Source organism: Myxococcus sp. AB036A (genome assembly GCF_006547355.1).
Lineage (GTDB): Bacteria > Myxococcota > Myxococcia > Myxococcales > Myxococcaceae > Myxococcus > Myxococcus virescens.
Genome location: NZ_VHLC01000024.1, coordinates 24,628 through 39,447, shown reverse-complemented (window position 1 = coordinate 39,447; position 14,820 = coordinate 24,628). Strand labels below are relative to the sequence as shown.

The window sequence follows — 14,820 nt, the reverse complement described above, 5'->3', positions numbered from 1 at the left end:
GTGCATCAGCAACGAATCATCTATGACGACACCACGGTCCGGCGCTTCATCATCGCGTCGGTGCTGTTCGGCATCGTGGGAATGGCCGTAGGGGCGCTGGCGGCCAGTCAGCTCGCCTGGTGGCAGGCGAACCTGGGCATCCCCTACACGACCTACTCCCGCCTGCGCCCGCTGCACACGAACGCGGTCATCTTCGCCTTCGTGGGCAACATGATGTTCGCGGGCATCTACTACTCCACGCAGCGTCTGTTGAAGACGCGCATGGCGTCGGACCTGCTCTCGAAAATCCACTTCTGGGGCTGGCAGCTCATCATCGTCGCGGCGGCGATTTCGCTGCCCCTGGGCTTCACCACCTCCAAGGAGTATGCGGAGCTGGAGTGGCCCATCGACGTGGCCATCGCCGTCATCTGGGTCGTCTTCGCCATCAACTTCTTCTGGACGCTGGCGAAGCGCCACGAGAAGAACCTCTACGTCGCCATCTGGTTCTACATCGCGACCATCGTCACGGTGGCGGTGCTGCACATCGTCAACAGCCTGGCGCTGCCGCTGTCGGGGATGAAGAGCTACTCCGTCTTCGCGGGCGTCCAGGACGCGCTGGTGCAGTGGTGGTACGGCCACAACGCCGTCGCCTTCTTCCTCACCACGCCCATCCTGGGCATCATGTATTACTTCCTGCCCAAGGCGGCGGAGCGGCCGGTGTACTCGTACCGGCTGTCCATCATCCACTTCTGGGCCCTGGTCTTCATCTACATCTGGGCCGGTCCGCACCACCTGCTCTACACGGCGCTGCCGGACTGGGCGCAGTCGCTGGGCATGATTTTCAGCGTCATGCTGTGGGCGCCGTCGTGGGGCGGCATGCTCAACGGCCTGCTCACGCTGAAGGGCGCCTGGTACAAGCTGCGTGAGGACCCCGTCCTCAAGTTCCTCATCGCGGGCGTCACCTTCTACGGCATGGCCACCTTCGAAGGGCCGCTGCTGTCCATCAAGTCGGTGAGCGCGCTGGGCCACTACACGGACTGGATTGTCGGCCACGTCCACAGCGGCGCGCTGGGCTGGAACGGCTTCATGGCGGCCGGCATGTTCTACTGGCTGGTGCCCAGGCTGTACGGCACGAAGCTGCACTCGCCCAAGGCGGCGGACGCGCACTTCTGGCTCGGGACGGTGGGCATCCTCCTCTACATGGTGTCGATGTGGATCAGCGGCGTCACGCAGGGCCTCATGTGGCAAGCGGCGAACCCTGACGGCACGCTGCTCTACCCGAACTTCGTGGAGACGCTGCTGGCCATCCGGCCCATGTACATCGTCCGCTTCGTCGGCGGGTCCATGTACCTGGTGGGCTTCATCATGATGGCGTGGAACCTGTGGAAGACGGCCCGCGCCGGCAAGGCCGTGGACGGGGAGACCACCGTCGTCGTGGAGCCGCCCACGCCCGTCGCCGAGCCCGTCCCCGCCAAGGCCCCGACGCCTGGCTGGGTGCAGGTCGTCACGGGCCGGCCGTTGGTGTTCGCCATCGCCATCCTCACCGTGACGATGTTCCTCGGCTGGGCGAAGCCGGTCCGCGCGGTGGTGCTGATGGGCGCCATCATCGCGTTGGGCGAGTTCGCCTGGATTGTCACCCGCAGGGACCGTGAAGCAGGCCGTCCGTCGTGGTTCGGCCTCATTGAGGGCAAGCCGCTGGCCTTCACCGTGCTCACGCTCATCGCCATCCTGATTGGCGGTGTGGCGGAGCTGCTGCCCACCATCATGCTCAAGCAGGCGGTGCCGGCGCACGGCCAGGCGCAGGAGCCGTACTCGCCGCTGGAGCTCCAGGGGCGCGACCTCTACGTCCGCGAGGGTTGCTACACCTGCCACTCGCAGATGATTCGCCCCTTCGTGGCGGAGACGCAGCGCTACGGCGACGTGTCCCGCGCGGAGGAGTTCATCTACGACCACCCCTTCCAGTGGGGCAGCAAGCGCACGGGCCCGGACCTGCACCGGCTGGGCGGCAAGTACCCGAACCTCTGGCACTACACGCACATGATGGACCCTCGGGCGACGAGCCCCGGTTCCAACATGCCGCCGTACCCGTGGCTGGCCGAGCAGCGCATCGTCGTGAAGGACGCGCCGAAGAAGCTCGCGCTGATGCAGCGGCTGGGCGTGCCGTACAGCAACGCGGACGTGGACAGCGCCGAGGCGCGACAGAAGTCCCAGGCGGAGGGCATCACCGCGGACCTGGCGGCGCAGGGCGTCCAGGTGGCGTGGGATTCGGAGATGGTGGCCATCATCTCCTACCTCCAGCGCCTGGGCCGTGGGCCGCAGGACCTGCCCGCGCCGCCGGAGAAGGCTCCCGCGCCGCCGGACCGTTTGCCTGCCGCCACCATCGCCAGTGAGGAGGGCCGCTGATGTACAAGCAATTCTATCAAGGGATGTCGCTCACCGAGCTGCCCCTCTTCGCCTTGGTCCTGTTCATCGCGGTGTTCCTCGGCGTCGTCGCCTGGGTGTTCATGGCGCGGCGCAGCGGGGACTTCGACGCGCTCGCGCGGATGCCGCTGAGCGAGCAGGGGGAGGGCCGCCATGAGCAGTGACAAGCCGCTGGTGCACTCCGTCTATGACGGCATCGAGGAACACGACAACCACCTGCCCAACTGGTGGCTGTTCATCCTCTGGACGTCCATCATCTTCAGCGCGGGGTACTGGTTCTGGTACCACATCGCCGAGGTGGGGCCTGGACAGCTCGGTGAGTACGCCGCTGAGTCCGCGGAGGTGGCGAAGCGCGCGTCCGGAAACGCGCCGGCGTCGGACAGCATGCTGCTCGCGCTGGCCAAGGACCCGGCCTCCCTGGAGAGCGGCAAGCAGGTGTTCCAGGCGAACTGCGCGGCCTGTCACGGCGTGCAGGGGCAGGGCTCCATCGGCCCCAACCTGACGGACGCGTATTGGATGCACGGTGGCGGCCCCATGGCCATCCACAAGGTCGTGGCGGACGGCGTGGTGGCCAAGGGCATGCCCGCGTGGGAGCGCACCCTGGGCGCCGAGCGCGTCAAGGCCGTCACCGCCTATTTGCTCACGCTCAAGGGCACCAACGCGCCTGGCGGCAAGGAGCCGCAGGGCGAACCCGAGCAGCCGTAGCTCACGGAGAGGAAGCAGCCATGTCGGCGGCACCGCAGCGGGATGGCCCGCGCATCGACCAGCTCACGTCCATCCACGCGGATGGTTCGAGGCTGGCGCTCCACCCGGCGGACGTGCACGGCCGGTTCATCAATCGGCGGCGGGTGGGCTTCGCGGTCCTCATCGCCATCTACCTGGCCCTTCCACTGGTGGAGGTGGGGGGCCACCCGGCGGTGCACCTGGACGTGGCGGCGCGCCGCTTCTACCTCTTCGGGGGCACGTACAACGCGCAGGACTTCTGGCGCGTCCTGTTCCTGCTGACGTCGGTGGGCTTCGGCCTGCTGTTCTTCACCGCGTGGCTGGGGCGCGTGTGGTGCGGCTGGGCGTGTCCCCAGACGGTGTTCCTGGAGGCGCTCTATCGTCCCATCGAGCGGTTCATAGACGGGCCCCGGGAGCGGCGGCTGAAGGCCGCGAAGGAGCCGTGGACGCCCGTGCGAGTGGCGCGGGCGGTGCTCAAGCATGGCGCGTACGTCGCGGTGTCGCTGCTCATCTCCCACGCGGCGTTGAGCCTCTTTGTCTCGGCGGGAGGGCTCGTCGCGATGGTCGCCGACGGCCCGGTGGCTTCGCCGGTGGCCTTCACCTGGGCCATGGCCGTGACGGGCTCGCTGTACTTCAACTTCGCGTGGTTCCGTGAGCAGCTCTGCGTGGTGGTGTGCCCGTATGGCCGCCTCCAGTCGGCGATGCAGGACCGGGACTCGCTCATCGTCGGCTATGACACGCGGCGCGGAGAGCCCCGGGGCCGTCTCATCAAGGCCGCTCCGGGTGTCCCGGCCCCACCTCCGCGCGGCGACTGCGTGGACTGCTTCAAGTGCGTGGCCGTGTGCCCTACGGGCATCGACATCCGCAATGGCTTGCAGATGGACTGCCTCGCGTGCACGCAGTGCGTGGATGCGTGCGACGGCGTCATGGACAAGCTGGGCCGGCCGCGTGGGCTCATCCGCTATGACTCGCTCAACGGATTGGACGGGCAGCCACGGCGGGTGCTCCGGCCCCGCTTGTTCATCTACGGCGCGTTGATGCTGGTGGCGGTGGTGGGCTTCACGCTGAGTCTGGTGCGGCGCGTGCCCTTCGAGGCGAACCTGCTGCGCTTCCAGGGCATGCCCTACGTCGTCGAGCAGGGCACGGTACGGAACCAGTTCGAGCTGCACCTCGTGAACAAGAACCCCTCCGAGACGGTGCTCACCATCCGCGTGGACAGTCCCGTGCCCGCGAAGGTGGTGGTGCCACAGGCGCAGGTGACGCTCGCCTCGCTGGAGAGCTTCCGAGTGCCGCTGTTCATCACCGTGGAGCGCAGCGGGACGGAGCTCCCATTCCACTTCACCGTCGAGGTGGCCGACGCGGCCTCAGGTGAAGTGAAGCGCATGGAGGCCCGCTTCCTAGGGCCTGCCGCCAAGGGCGGTTGACATGATTTGATAGAGAAATGCCAGGTGACGTCGATGAAGAACGTCACCTGGCTCGGCTTCTCACGGTGGACAGTGGTTCATCCGGTCCTGGGCAAACCGCTCATGGCGGCTGAAAGCCCAGTGGCAATCAGGTGTCCGTGTCCGTGTCCGTGGCCACACAAGTCGCGGTGCAGTAGCTCTCGCAGGCAGTTCGCATATAGGCCTTCGTCTTCGTGGCCGGGACCAAGCACGTTTCGGAGTCCCATGGGAACTCGGTGCCATCGTCTGGGCACGTCCACCATCCGTGCAGGGAGCAGGCCTGGGCGCTTACTTCGTTCGACTCAGTCGAAGTTTCCGGCGTTCCCTCCGGGGCGGAACCTGGGCCACACGCCGTCATGCCGAGTGCAATGCAAAATGCTGCTGCCAACGTAGTTGACGCACGCTTCATGTTGGGTCTCGTTTCGCTAGTGGATGATGGTTTCTGCTTCCGGGCCCGTCTTGGCAGGCAATTCTTGTCTATTGGTTTTTGTTTGAATTGTCGAATGATGGTTGCGTGTGGGAAGGATTTGAATTGAGTCTTGATGGATTGAGCGAGGTGTGGACTGTGTTTGTTGTTGCGGCGGTTTAAAGATCCAGTTTGGGTGTGCTGTGAACCTGGCTCCTGTTGTGGCAGGTGGTACGTCCCAATTGGGAAGCCGATGCGTCCTTCGTGGCGCTGAAGTTCGGGACATCCGTTTGTTTGTGCAGGACTTGCACAGGGCCTGGGGGGAGTCGCAAATCGTGCGCGATCCTCGCCGGTTCCCGTCCCCGTCCCGCCTTGGATGCTCCTGGCACGAGGCTTGGAATGGTGAAGCGGTGAGATGGAGCCCCCCCGCCAGGAAGTCCCCACGCCACCCGAAGCCCTGCTGAGCCGGTACGACGTCTCCGGCCCTCGCTACACCAGCTACCCCACGGCGCCCGAGTGGCGGAAGGACTTCGGTCCGGAGCATCTGGTGGAGCGGCTCGAGCGTGCAGGCTCCCGGGAGCACGCCGAGCCGCTGTCGCTCTACGTGCACTTGCCCTTCTGCCGCAGCCTCTGCTGGTACTGCGGCTGCAACGTCGTCATCAGCCGGGACCGGGCCGCGGCGGACCAGTACATCGACCATCTGGAGATGGAGTTGGACCTGGTGGTGCAGCGGCTCGGCTGCCGACGCTCCTTGTCCCAGATTCACTGGGGTGGGGGTACACCCACCTTCCTGGATGAGCGGCAGCTCGAACGGCTGTGGACGGCGCTCACCCGTCGCTTCCGCATCGCGTCGGATGCGGAGGTGGCCATCGAAATCCACCCGGCCGTGACGACGCCCGGCCAGCTCACGCTGCTGCGGAGCCTGGGCTTCAACCGCGTGTCCATGGGCCTGCAGGACTTCGACGCGCGCGTGCAGGAGGCCACCAACCGCATCCAGTCCCCAGAGGAGACGCGGGCGCTGCTGGAGCACGCGCGGCTGCTGGGCTTCAAGGGCGTGAACTTCGACCTCATCTACGGCCTGCCACACCAGGACGCCGAGGGGTGGGCCCGCACGCTGGACACGGTGTTGTCGATGCGGCCGGACCGGCTGGCCGTCTACTCCTTCGCGTTCATGCCCGAGGTGCTGAAGCACCAGCGGCGCATGCCCGCGGAGGCCATTCCCAGCGGGCGCGCCAAGCTGGAGTTGTTCCGTTCCGCCTACTCGGCCTTTGTGTCCGCGGGCTACCGGCCCATCGGCATGGACCACTTCGCGGTGCCCGAGGACGAGCTGGCGCGCGCGCAGGCCGAGCGCCGGCTGGGCCGCAACTTCCAGGGCTACACCGTCAAGGCCGCGTCGGACGTGGTAGCCATTGGCAGCACCGGCATCAGCGATGTGGATGGCGCGTATGCGCAGAATGTCCGCGCGCTGCCGCGCTACTACGAGCGCGTCTCCCAGGGCTGCCTGGCCACGGAGCGGGGCTTGTCCCTGACGGCGGACGACCAGCGCCGCCGCGCTGTCATCACCCGGCTCATGTGCAACTTCTGGGTGGACCTGGGGGCGGACGGCGCCGACTACTTCGCGCCGGAGCTGGAGCGGCTGCGCGCGTTCGAGGCCGATGGCCTGGTGACGCGCACCGGCTCGCAGTTGGAGCTGACGCCCATGGGGCGGCTCTTCGTCCGCAACGTGGCCATGGTGTTCGACGCGTATCTCGCGGGGACGGAGCGCCCCCGCTTTTCCCGCACGGTGTGAAGGGGTCGGTCATGGATGCATTGGACGTGTTGAACCAGGAGCACCGCCACATCCAGCGCGTGCTGGTCGTCCTGGAGCGGGCGGTGGCGAAGGGCCGCGATGGGGAGTTCGTCTCGGCCTCCCTCTTCCTTCGCGCCGCGAACTTCTTCCTCACCTTCGTGGACGGCAGCCACCACGCGAAGGAGATGGTGCTCTTCCAGACGATGGTGGCGCACCGGCTGCCGCTGGCGCCCGGGCTGTTGGCCCAGGTGTCCGGCGAGCACGGCACCGGCAGCGAGCACGCGGTGGCCATGCTCTGCGCGGCGGAGGCGATGCTGCGGGGCGGGGAGACGGACCCCGCGCGCATGCTCGACGCGGCGGATGACTGGTTGCGCCTGTACCGGGGGCACACCGCGGTGGAGGAAGCGCAGGTGTTCCCCATGGCGCGGCGGCTGTTGCCCGCGGGAATCCTGGACCGGATGCGGACGCGCTTCGCCCGGATCGAGGCGTCGCATGGCTCGCTGGCGGAGGCCGCGGAGGCCATGGAGCGCGCCTTCACGCCCGTCCCGGCGGGGCGTCTCTTCCCGCGCGGGCCGGTGTGCTCGTTCTAGAACGCGACGGGCGCTGCGGAAGCACTTCCCGCGACGCCCGGAGTCCTGCTGTCTGCCTGTCAGCCCGCGCGGCTCATCGCTGCGAGAGAATGTCGTCCAGCCGCTTCTTGTCGCTGGAGAAGGTGAAGTGGCTGTAGAGCGTGTGGCTGTTCTGCGGGTCCAGGATGTACGGCTTCAGCTCGCGCACCACGGCCAGCTTGTCCTGGGTGAACTGGAAGTTGCCCAGGAGCTGGCCCACCTGGGAGACCAGGAAGTAGTGGTGCTGGGCCGCCGAGACGAGCACGCGCATCTTGTCCTCGGCGAAGGTCTGCAGGGAGATGGAAGAGTGGATGCGGCGCAGCTCGCTGTCCGAGATGGGCCGCACCACCGGCTGCGGGGGCGGCATCGGCGCCGGCGGCGGGAGGACGGTGGCCAGCAGCGGCGCCCTGTTCACCAGGTCCTGCACGGAGTTCAGCGTCTCCTTGGCGTTGCGGAACTTGTTGCGCTCCTGCCGGTTCATCCGCTGCTCGGCTTCCTTCAGCAGCTTCTCCAGCCGGTCCAGGCGCTCGTTCAACTCCCGCCGGTCCACCACCACCTGGCTGCCGCTGTGCTGCGGCGGGTAGTTGGGCTGGTGCGGATGGTGCGGCTGCGGCATCTGCTGCCCCGGCGGCGGGCTGGGCGGACGGCGCATTTCCGCCTGGGCGTGGGCATCCAGAGAGGGAAGGGCGAAGAGGAGAGCGAGGGAGGTGATCAGGGCCTTCATGGGGAGCGTCCTTTCATGTGCTCGAAGCATCTGACGCGCCGGGGCCGGTTCCATTCAACCGGACGCGGTAGGGCGTGCAGCCTGCCTCCGGACCACGGAAGTTCCCCCTGGAGCGGCCTGAGCCGTCCTCGCGCCGCCGTGCGTATCCCATGACTCCAGGGGGATGGATAGTCCCCCTGTGCCTTCACCTGAATCAGGGGGACGCGGTGCGCTTTGACAGCACCTCGCCGTCCGGCGACATCTCGTAGACGAGCGGCACCCCGGTGGCCAGCTCCAGCCCCACCACCTGCTCTCCCGTGAGTTTGTCCAGCTTCATCACCAGGGAACGGTTGGAGTTGCCGTGGGCCACCACCAGCACGTTCTTCCCCAGGCGCAGGTCCCCGGCGATGGCGCGCTCATAGAACGGCAACACGCGCTCCGCCGTCATCTCCAGGGACTCGCCGTTGGGGGGCGGCACGTCGAAGGAGCGGCGCCACACCTTGATTTGCGCGTCCCCCCAACGCTTCGCGGCGTCCGCCTTGTTGAGCCCCTGCAGGTCGCCGTAGTTGCGCTCGTTGAGGGCGGCGTCCCGGATGGTGGGGATCTGCTGTCCCAACGAGTCCAGGAGGATGGACAGCGTCTCCTGCGCCCGGATGAGCGCTGACGTATAGGCGACGTCGAACGTCATCCCTTTCAGCGCCTCCGCCGCGCGCCGGGCCTCCTGGCGCCCCTGGTCGGTGAGGGGGACGTCGACGAGGCCGGTGAAGCGGTTCTCTTGATTCCACAGCGACTGACCGTGTCGGACCAGGACGAGGGTAGGCATGGTCTCCAGGTAATCCAGAAGCCCTGGGGCGGCCAGGGGTGTACGCGTCCACCCGGGGCCGGGCGTTCCAGGCTCCACAGTCTCGCGCTCCGTTCAGGCTGCTTTCTCACGCGGTGCCCCTGGTGGAGCCGGGGCCCGTCGCACTAGAGGGAGCGGAGGAGGAGACACCATGGCTCGCAAGGTCGCCGCATCCGCTGATTCCGCGCTGAGCATCACCCTGGCCCGCGCCCGTGCGCACTGGCTGCGGACGCAGGGGCTCGCGGAGCCGCTGAAGGGGAGCCTGGAAGAGGTGGTCGCCGCGACGGGCTGGGTGCGGACGCTGGGTGGCGTGGACGTGTACCTGGCGGTGCGGGCCCGAGTGCCGGGGCTGCGGCGGGCGGACCTGGATGCGGCGGCGGAGGCGTCCCAGCTCCAGGTGATTCCCGCGGTGCGTGGCTGCATCTACCTGGTGCCTCGCGTCCACGTGCCCCTGGTGATGCGAGTGGCCGAGGAGGCGTACCGCAAGCGGGCCGACCGCGAGCACGAGAAGGTGGGCCTGGACGCGAAGGAGCTGGCGGACGTGGCCGAGGCCGCGCTGGTGGCGCTGCGCAAGGGGCCGCTGTCCACGGACGCGCTGCGCAAGGCGATGCCTGCGGGCGTGGTGCGCAGCCTGGGCGAGGTGGGCAAGAAGGTGGGCCTGTCCTCGACGCTGCCGCCCGCGCTGCGCCACCTGGAGTTCGAGGGCAAGGTGGAGCGCCGCACCGAAGGCGGGCGGCTGGATACGGAGCGCTACCTGTGGCGGCTGACGGCTCGCAACCCCTTCATCGGGGCCAAGGTGCCCGCCGCGGCGGAGGAGCGCAACGCGCGGCTGGCGGCCCTCTTCTTCCGCCAGTTCGGTCCGGCGACGGTGGAGGACTTCGCGGCGTGGTCGGCCTTCTCGCAGCGGGACGCGAAGGCAGCCGTGGCGCGGGCGGGGCTGGTGCCGGTGGCCGTGGAGGGGTACTCGGAGGCGGCCTATGTGCCCGAGGACGCCCTCGCTGAGTTGCGAAAAAAGGTCCCCGCGGCCACGTCCGTGTCCCTGCTGCCCGCGCATGACCTGTATGTCTCGTCGCATGGCGGGCCCGCCTGGGTGACGGACCCCAAGCACCATGGCATCGCGGTTCCGACGTGGGGTTCCGCCAAGGGCGGCACCCTGGGCGAGGCCGCCCACATCTTCGTCCGCCCCGTGCTGGATGCGGAGCGGCTGGTGGGGCTGTGGGAGTTCGACCCGAAGGCGGACGACGTGGTGTTCCACACCTTCGAGCCGCTGGCGCCCAAGCGGCGCAAGGCCGTGCAGGCCCTGGCCGAGGACACGGCCACGTTCCTTCGAGAGGACTTCAGCCTCGCGCGCAGCTTCAGCCTGGACAGCGAGGACTCCGTGCAGAAGCGCGCGGACTTCGTGAAGTCACTGGGGAAGTAGGCCGGAGCCTCAGCCCTGGAGCATCCGCGTGAAGCGGCGCTGCATCTCCTCGGGGGACACGTTCTCGATGCGGGCGTTGAGGGCCCAGCGATGGCCGAACGGATCTCTTAGGTGCGCCGAGCGTTCGCCGTAGAACTCGTCCTGGATGGGGCGCTCCAGGGTGGCGCCCGCGTCGATGGCACGCTGGGCGGCGGCGTCCACGTCATCCACCCGGAGGTTCAGCGAGCACGTCGTGCCCCCGCGGCTTTGGGGGCTCAGGATGTCGTACTCCGGGTATTCGTCCGCGAGCATCAGCGTCACGCCGCCCAGGTCCATCTCCGCGTGGCCCACGCGCCCGCTCGGCTCGGTGAGCCGGTACTTCTCCTTCGCGCCGAAGGCCCTTGTGTAGAAGTCGAGCGCCGCGGGCGCGTCCTTCGTCACCAGGGCCAGGGAGAGGCGGGGGCCCTCGGGGAGCGTCGCGGCGGAGGAGGACGGGTTCTTGTTGTTCATGGAGCACCTTCCTGGGTGGGGGGGATGCCGGGAGGATGCCTCCGGCGCGCTCGGGAGGATTGGACGAGTTCTACTTGGGCTCCGCCTTCACCAGCCGGGTCAGCTCCCGGTCCAGGGCGCCTGCGAACTGCTGCCGGTCCTGTGCCGAGTAGCCGTCCGGGCCTCCGGTCGTCACGCCGCTCTCCCGAAGCTCCTGCATGAAGTTCCGGACGGAGAGCCGCTCGGCGACGTTCTCCTCGGTGAAGACCTCTCCGCGCGGGTCCAGCACCACGACGCCCTTGGGCACCAGCAGGGCGGCGAGCGGGATGTCCTGGGTGACGGCCAGGTCTCCCGGCTGTGCCTGCTGGGCGATGTGCCGGTCGGCGACGTCGAGGCCCGCGCCCACCTGCACGCTGGAGACATAGGCCAGCCGGGGCAGGGAGATCGCGTGGTTGGCCACGAAGACGGTGTGAACCTTCACGCGCTGGCCAGCGCGCAGGATGATGTCCCGGACGGGGCCCGGGCAGGCATCGGCATCGACCCAGATTTTCATACGGGGACGACTATCTCAGGATCCGCGCGCGGACTCACCCACTGCGCGATGAGCCACCGTGCCTTCCGGCCCATGGCCGAGCGCGGACTCACGCGGGCGCGGTGGCTGCTCCCAGTCCGCACGGCCCTTCTGTCGGTGCCCAGGACCCGCAGGTACTCTCCCTGTGACAGTGTCTCCAGCTGGCGACAGGGATGCCCTGCACGCGGGTGGGGACGAACGGCCCGGGGGCGGGGGACACAAACCGTGAGAGGCAATCCCTTGCGGTCGTCATGACGCGACGTGTTGTCCAAGATGGAGGACGTCGGCTGTGGGCTTTGTGGAAGGACTGGCGGTCGCATCTATGATGACGCCCATGCCTCTATTTTCAATGCGTGTCGTGATTCCAATCATTGCCATCGCCCTGCTCACCTCGGCTTGCGGTACCGACGCCACGGGGGAATGCCAAGGCACCCTCCTGGGCACCCGAGTGAAATGGCCCATCGATGGTGAAATGTCCCGGTGGATCCGCAATGGCTCCGGCGGGAATGGGCAGCACGGCACCTGGATTGACCTGAGCTACGACCCCAAGGGTACCGCGGGTATGACGAGGTTCGGCGTGGACATCCGGCTCGTGAATGGGGCCGTCGTCAGCGGCGGGCCGGTGACGGTGGCGTTGTCCAACGAGGATGGGCAGCGGCTGGTGCCAGCGGCGGACTCGCTGGTGGTGGACTGGCTCGCCAGCGTGGCGACACACTCGACGACGGGCTTTCCCGAAACGACGGGCATGCCGGTGGCGGGCTCGGTGACCCTGGACGCGGTGAATGATGACCTGGCCGCGGGCCGCTTCGTTTACCGTTACAGGGACGGCAGTGAGCTGACCTGCACCTTCAACGTGCCGTCGCCGGAGCGGGCCGCTGGCTTTTTGGACGGGGACTACGAAGACGATGATGATGACGATTGAACCCTGTTCATGAATTTCGCACTCGCTCGTGGTGTGTGTTGTAGAACGAGCGCATGAACAAGAACACGGGTGGCTGCTTTTGCGGAGCGGTGCGGTATGAGGTGAACGCGCCGCTGACGGCGGTGACGTACTGTCATTGCTCGAAGTGCCGCAAATGGCATGGGCACGTCGGGGCCTACGCGGCCGTGGACCGGGATGGCTTCCGGCTCACGGAGGAGCACGGCCTCAAATGGCACACCGTCTCGCCCACGGTGCGGCGCGGCTTCTGCGTCGAGTGCGGTTCCAGTGTGCTGTTTGATGAAGCGCCTTCCGCGAAGATGTCGATTTGCGCCGGGACGTTGGAGTCGCCCACCGGCATCCGCGAGAAGGCGCACATCTATCTGGGCAGCAAGGGGGACTACTACGACATCACTCCGGGCCTCGTGGAGTACGACACCTTCCCTGGGAAGTGAGCACCCGCTTGCTCACGCCCCGGTGCTGTGAGGCTCAGGGAGCTCTGGCCGCCGCGTCGATGGCGTCCAGGGCCTCCACCCGCAAGCGCTCCTCCGGGGTGAAGGAGTCGAACAGCAGCCGCTGCACGGCGGCCTGACGCGCGGCGGGGTTCGGCTCGGACTGGCCTAGCGCCTCCCGGCGGGAACGGAACTCCGCCAGCCGCCGCTTCCACTCGGCCTCCTCGCGGTCCATGGCCTCCAGCCGCTCGGTGGCCTCCGCGCCCACGGTGGTCAGCCGGTGCTGGCGCAGGTCCTCGGCCGACGCACCGGATTCCACCAGCTCGCGTTCCACCGCCTGCTGCCGCAGGGGGCGCAGCGCCTCGTCGCGGCTGGCGCGGTATTCCGCGGGGAGTTGTTCATCCAGCGCGGCGATGCGGCGCTCGCGCTCCTCGGGCGACAGCGTGGTGTCCTGCTGGAGCTTCATCCGCTCCACTGACACCGCGTCCACCCGCTCCTCGTCACCGAAGAGTCCCTCCGCCCAGGGGCCCAGGTGCTCGCGGCGCAGCTCGCGCAGGGACTCCAGCCGCGCGCCCACGTCCAGCTCCGCGCCCCGTTGGTTCGCCGCGAAGGTGCGCGCCGCGTCGCGATACGCCAGGTAGTCATCCAGGACGCGCACGGCTTCCTCCATCGCAGCGGCTGGCAGATTCTTGGCCCGCAGCGAGGCGAGGATGCGCTCGCGGATGACGGGTAGCCCTTCCTCGCCCATCGCGGAAAGGTAGTAGTCGAACAGGCGCCGCAGGTCCGCCGACACCACCAGGTGACCCGACGCATCCACCTGCACCGAGCCATCCTCCTCCGTATCCTGGAGCGAGCCCGGCATGGGGGGCAGGGCGGGCGCGGCGGAGGTGGTGTCCGCGGGCGACGCGGTGGGCACGGCACGTTGCGGAGCCGGTGTACCCACGCGCAGCGCGGAGGGCATCGGCGGTGAGACAGCGGCGACAGCGGGCCCGGGCGGCGTGGGCGTCGCCCGGGCCTTCCACCATGAGAACACGCCCGCACCCAGCAGGGCGCACAGCGCGGCTACGGGAATGACGGCGCGGCTCTTCATGGCGGTCCTTCGCGCGCGGCCGTCTAGAGGCCGAGCCCCTTCAGGCGGTTGGCATGGTTGCGGAACACCGTCTTCGGGTTGGTGAAGAAGGCGGTGAGGCCCAGCACCTGGTTCACCTCGTCCAGGTGGTTCATGTCGTAGTTGTCACGCAGCACCGTGCCGAAGTGCGAGCTGCACCTGCCGACCAGGCCGTCGTTCGCCTCGCTGTAGAAGAACGAGCTCAGCTTCATCGGGTAGTCGGACGCGTCGAACAGGTTGGTGAAGGGGTCCGTGCCGGACCAGGAGTAGTAGCGCTGGCCCTGCGCCCCCGTCGCGGCGCCCTGGCCGCAGCTGCTGGAGGGGATGCCCGCCGGGTACTTCTGGTTGAACGCCGCCGTGCCGGACTTGCTGAGCGCCGCCAGCGCGCCAATGGCGTCCTGCGGGCTCGTCTTCCCCGACAGCAGCCCCAGGACGGTGCCCAGGTTGCTGGCGAAGTAGGCCAGCACGCTCTCCGTGAAGGAGCCGCCCCGGAGGTTGGCGCGCAGGTAGTCCGCCAGGTCCGCGCCCTTGTGCGGAGAGCCCACCGTCGTCACGGACGCCACCAGGTCCGGGCGCACCGCCGCCACGTAGCGCACGTCCAGGCCGCCGTGGCTGTGGCCAATGAGGTTCACCTTGCCCTTGCCCGAGCGCGCGACGATGTCCTTCACCTGCGCCAGCAGCGCCTCGCCACGCTGCTCCGTGGTGTTGAACTGCGGAACGCTCGTCACGTACACCGTCGCCCCGCCCGCGCGCAGGTCGGAGCCGATGCCATAGAAGTAGTCGTAGACGCCAAACAGCGAGTCGAAGCCCGCCATGCCGTGCGCCAGCACGATGGGATAGCGGGTCTGCGTTTGGGTATTCGCGAGCGCGGGTTGCGCCCACAAGCCAAGTGCCGCGACAGCCAGAACCAGTGTCCGGACAGCGTTTCGCATGAGGAGGGGCTCCTGTTCGGGGGACGGGTCCACTGCGG

At 68.1% G+C, this 14,820-nt stretch carries 15 protein-coding genes; 9 read left to right on the top strand and 6 right to left on the bottom strand.

Annotation, left to right across the window (positions count from 1 at the left end):
• From ccoN to FL344_RS12665, 6 genes are all read left to right on the top strand, one after another.
• The gene (gene ccoN, locus FL344_RS12690; protein WP_141618704.1) at window positions 1–2,382 is read left to right on the top strand and encodes a cytochrome-c oxidase, cbb3-type subunit I; all 2,382 of its coding nucleotides are present in this window, start codon (window positions 1–3) and stop codon (window positions 2,380–2,382) included.
• Window positions 2,382–2,564 carry a cbb3-type cytochrome c oxidase subunit 3 gene (locus FL344_RS12685; protein WP_141591124.1) on the top strand — a complete coding sequence of 61 codons (183 nt, stop codon included), beginning with the start codon at window positions 2,382–2,384 and terminating at the stop codon, window positions 2,562–2,564. The genes ccoN and FL344_RS12685 overlap by 1 nt, the downstream gene beginning before the upstream one ends.
• Complete coding sequence (locus FL344_RS12680; protein ID WP_141618703.1) at window positions 2,554–3,105, top strand: c-type cytochrome; 552 nt, start codon at window positions 2,554–2,556, stop codon at window positions 3,103–3,105. The genes FL344_RS12685 and FL344_RS12680 overlap by 11 nt, the downstream gene beginning before the upstream one ends.
• 20 nt (window positions 3,106–3,125) lie before the next feature.
• Window positions 3,126–4,547 (top strand): cytochrome c oxidase accessory protein CcoG, encoded by a 1,422-nt coding sequence (gene ccoG / locus FL344_RS12675; protein ID WP_141618702.1) that lies wholly within the window; start codon window positions 3,126–3,128, stop codon window positions 4,545–4,547.
• An 839-nt stretch (window positions 4,548–5,386) separates the two neighbouring features.
• The gene (gene hemN, locus FL344_RS12670; RefSeq protein WP_141618701.1) at window positions 5,387–6,760 is read left to right on the top strand and encodes an oxygen-independent coproporphyrinogen III oxidase; all 1,374 of its coding nucleotides are present in this window, start codon (window positions 5,387–5,389) and stop codon (window positions 6,758–6,760) included.
• 11 nt (window positions 6,761–6,771) lie between these two features.
• Window positions 6,772–7,350, top strand: a complete 579-nt coding sequence (locus tag FL344_RS12665; protein ID WP_194858421.1) for a hemerythrin domain-containing protein — start codon at window positions 6,772–6,774, stop codon at window positions 7,348–7,350.
• 73 nt (window positions 7,351–7,423) lie between these two features.
• Here the strand turns inward: FL344_RS12665 and FL344_RS12660 are convergent, their stop codons facing one another.
• Both FL344_RS12660 and FL344_RS12655 read right to left on the bottom strand, forming a co-directional pair.
• A complete protein-coding gene (locus FL344_RS12660; RefSeq protein ID WP_228564984.1) occupies window positions 7,424–8,092 on the bottom strand; it encodes a DUF4476 domain-containing protein in 669 nt (222 codons plus the stop codon).
• Window positions 8,093–8,285: 193 nt separating this feature from the next.
• Window positions 8,286–8,894, bottom strand: a complete 609-nt coding sequence (locus FL344_RS12655) for a 2,3-diphosphoglycerate-dependent phosphoglycerate mutase (RefSeq protein ID WP_141618699.1) — start codon at window positions 8,892–8,894, stop codon at window positions 8,286–8,288.
• A gap of 169 nt (window positions 8,895–9,063) precedes the next feature.
• Between FL344_RS12655 and FL344_RS12650 the strand changes: the two genes are divergently transcribed.
• On the top strand, window positions 9,064–10,332 hold the full coding sequence (locus FL344_RS12650) for a crosslink repair DNA glycosylase YcaQ family protein (RefSeq protein WP_141618698.1): 1,269 nt from the start codon (window positions 9,064–9,066) through the stop codon (window positions 10,330–10,332).
• A gap of 9 nt (window positions 10,333–10,341) precedes the next feature.
• Here the strand turns inward: FL344_RS12650 and FL344_RS12645 are convergent, their stop codons facing one another.
• Both FL344_RS12645 and FL344_RS12640 read right to left on the bottom strand, forming a co-directional pair.
• On the bottom strand, window positions 10,342–10,821 hold the full coding sequence (locus tag FL344_RS12645; protein WP_141618697.1) for a VOC family protein: 480 nt from the start codon (window positions 10,819–10,821) through the stop codon (window positions 10,342–10,344).
• A 70-nt stretch (window positions 10,822–10,891) separates the two neighbouring features.
• Window positions 10,892–11,353: a YaiI/YqxD family protein gene (locus FL344_RS12640; RefSeq protein ID WP_141591139.1), complete on the bottom strand. Its 462-nt coding sequence runs from the start codon at window positions 11,351–11,353 to the stop codon at window positions 10,892–10,894.
• Between the two features lie 367 nt (window positions 11,354–11,720).
• Here FL344_RS12640 and FL344_RS12635 point away from each other — a divergent pair, with 367 nt between their 5' ends.
• Both FL344_RS12635 and FL344_RS12630 read left to right on the top strand, forming a co-directional pair.
• Entirely contained in the window at window positions 11,721–12,293 is a 573-nt protein-coding gene (locus tag FL344_RS12635) for a hypothetical protein (protein ID WP_141591187.1), read from the top strand.
• Between the two features lie 53 nt (window positions 12,294–12,346).
• Complete coding sequence (locus tag FL344_RS12630) at window positions 12,347–12,745, top strand: GFA family protein (protein ID WP_141618695.1); 399 nt, start codon at window positions 12,347–12,349, stop codon at window positions 12,743–12,745.
• Between the two features lie 34 nt (window positions 12,746–12,779).
• On the opposite strand, the gene FL344_RS12625 is transcribed toward FL344_RS12630, so the two are convergent.
• Both FL344_RS12625 and FL344_RS12620 read right to left on the bottom strand, forming a co-directional pair.
• Window positions 12,780–13,832 carry a lipase secretion chaperone gene (locus FL344_RS12625; protein WP_141618694.1) on the bottom strand — a complete coding sequence of 351 codons (1,053 nt, stop codon included), beginning with the start codon at window positions 13,830–13,832 and terminating at the stop codon, window positions 12,780–12,782.
• A 23-nt stretch (window positions 13,833–13,855) separates the two neighbouring features.
• Window positions 13,856–14,782, bottom strand: coding sequence for a triacylglycerol lipase (locus FL344_RS12620; RefSeq protein ID WP_194863089.1), 927 nt, complete (start codon window positions 14,780–14,782; stop codon window positions 13,856–13,858).
• Window positions 14,783–14,820 lie beyond the last annotated feature (38 nt).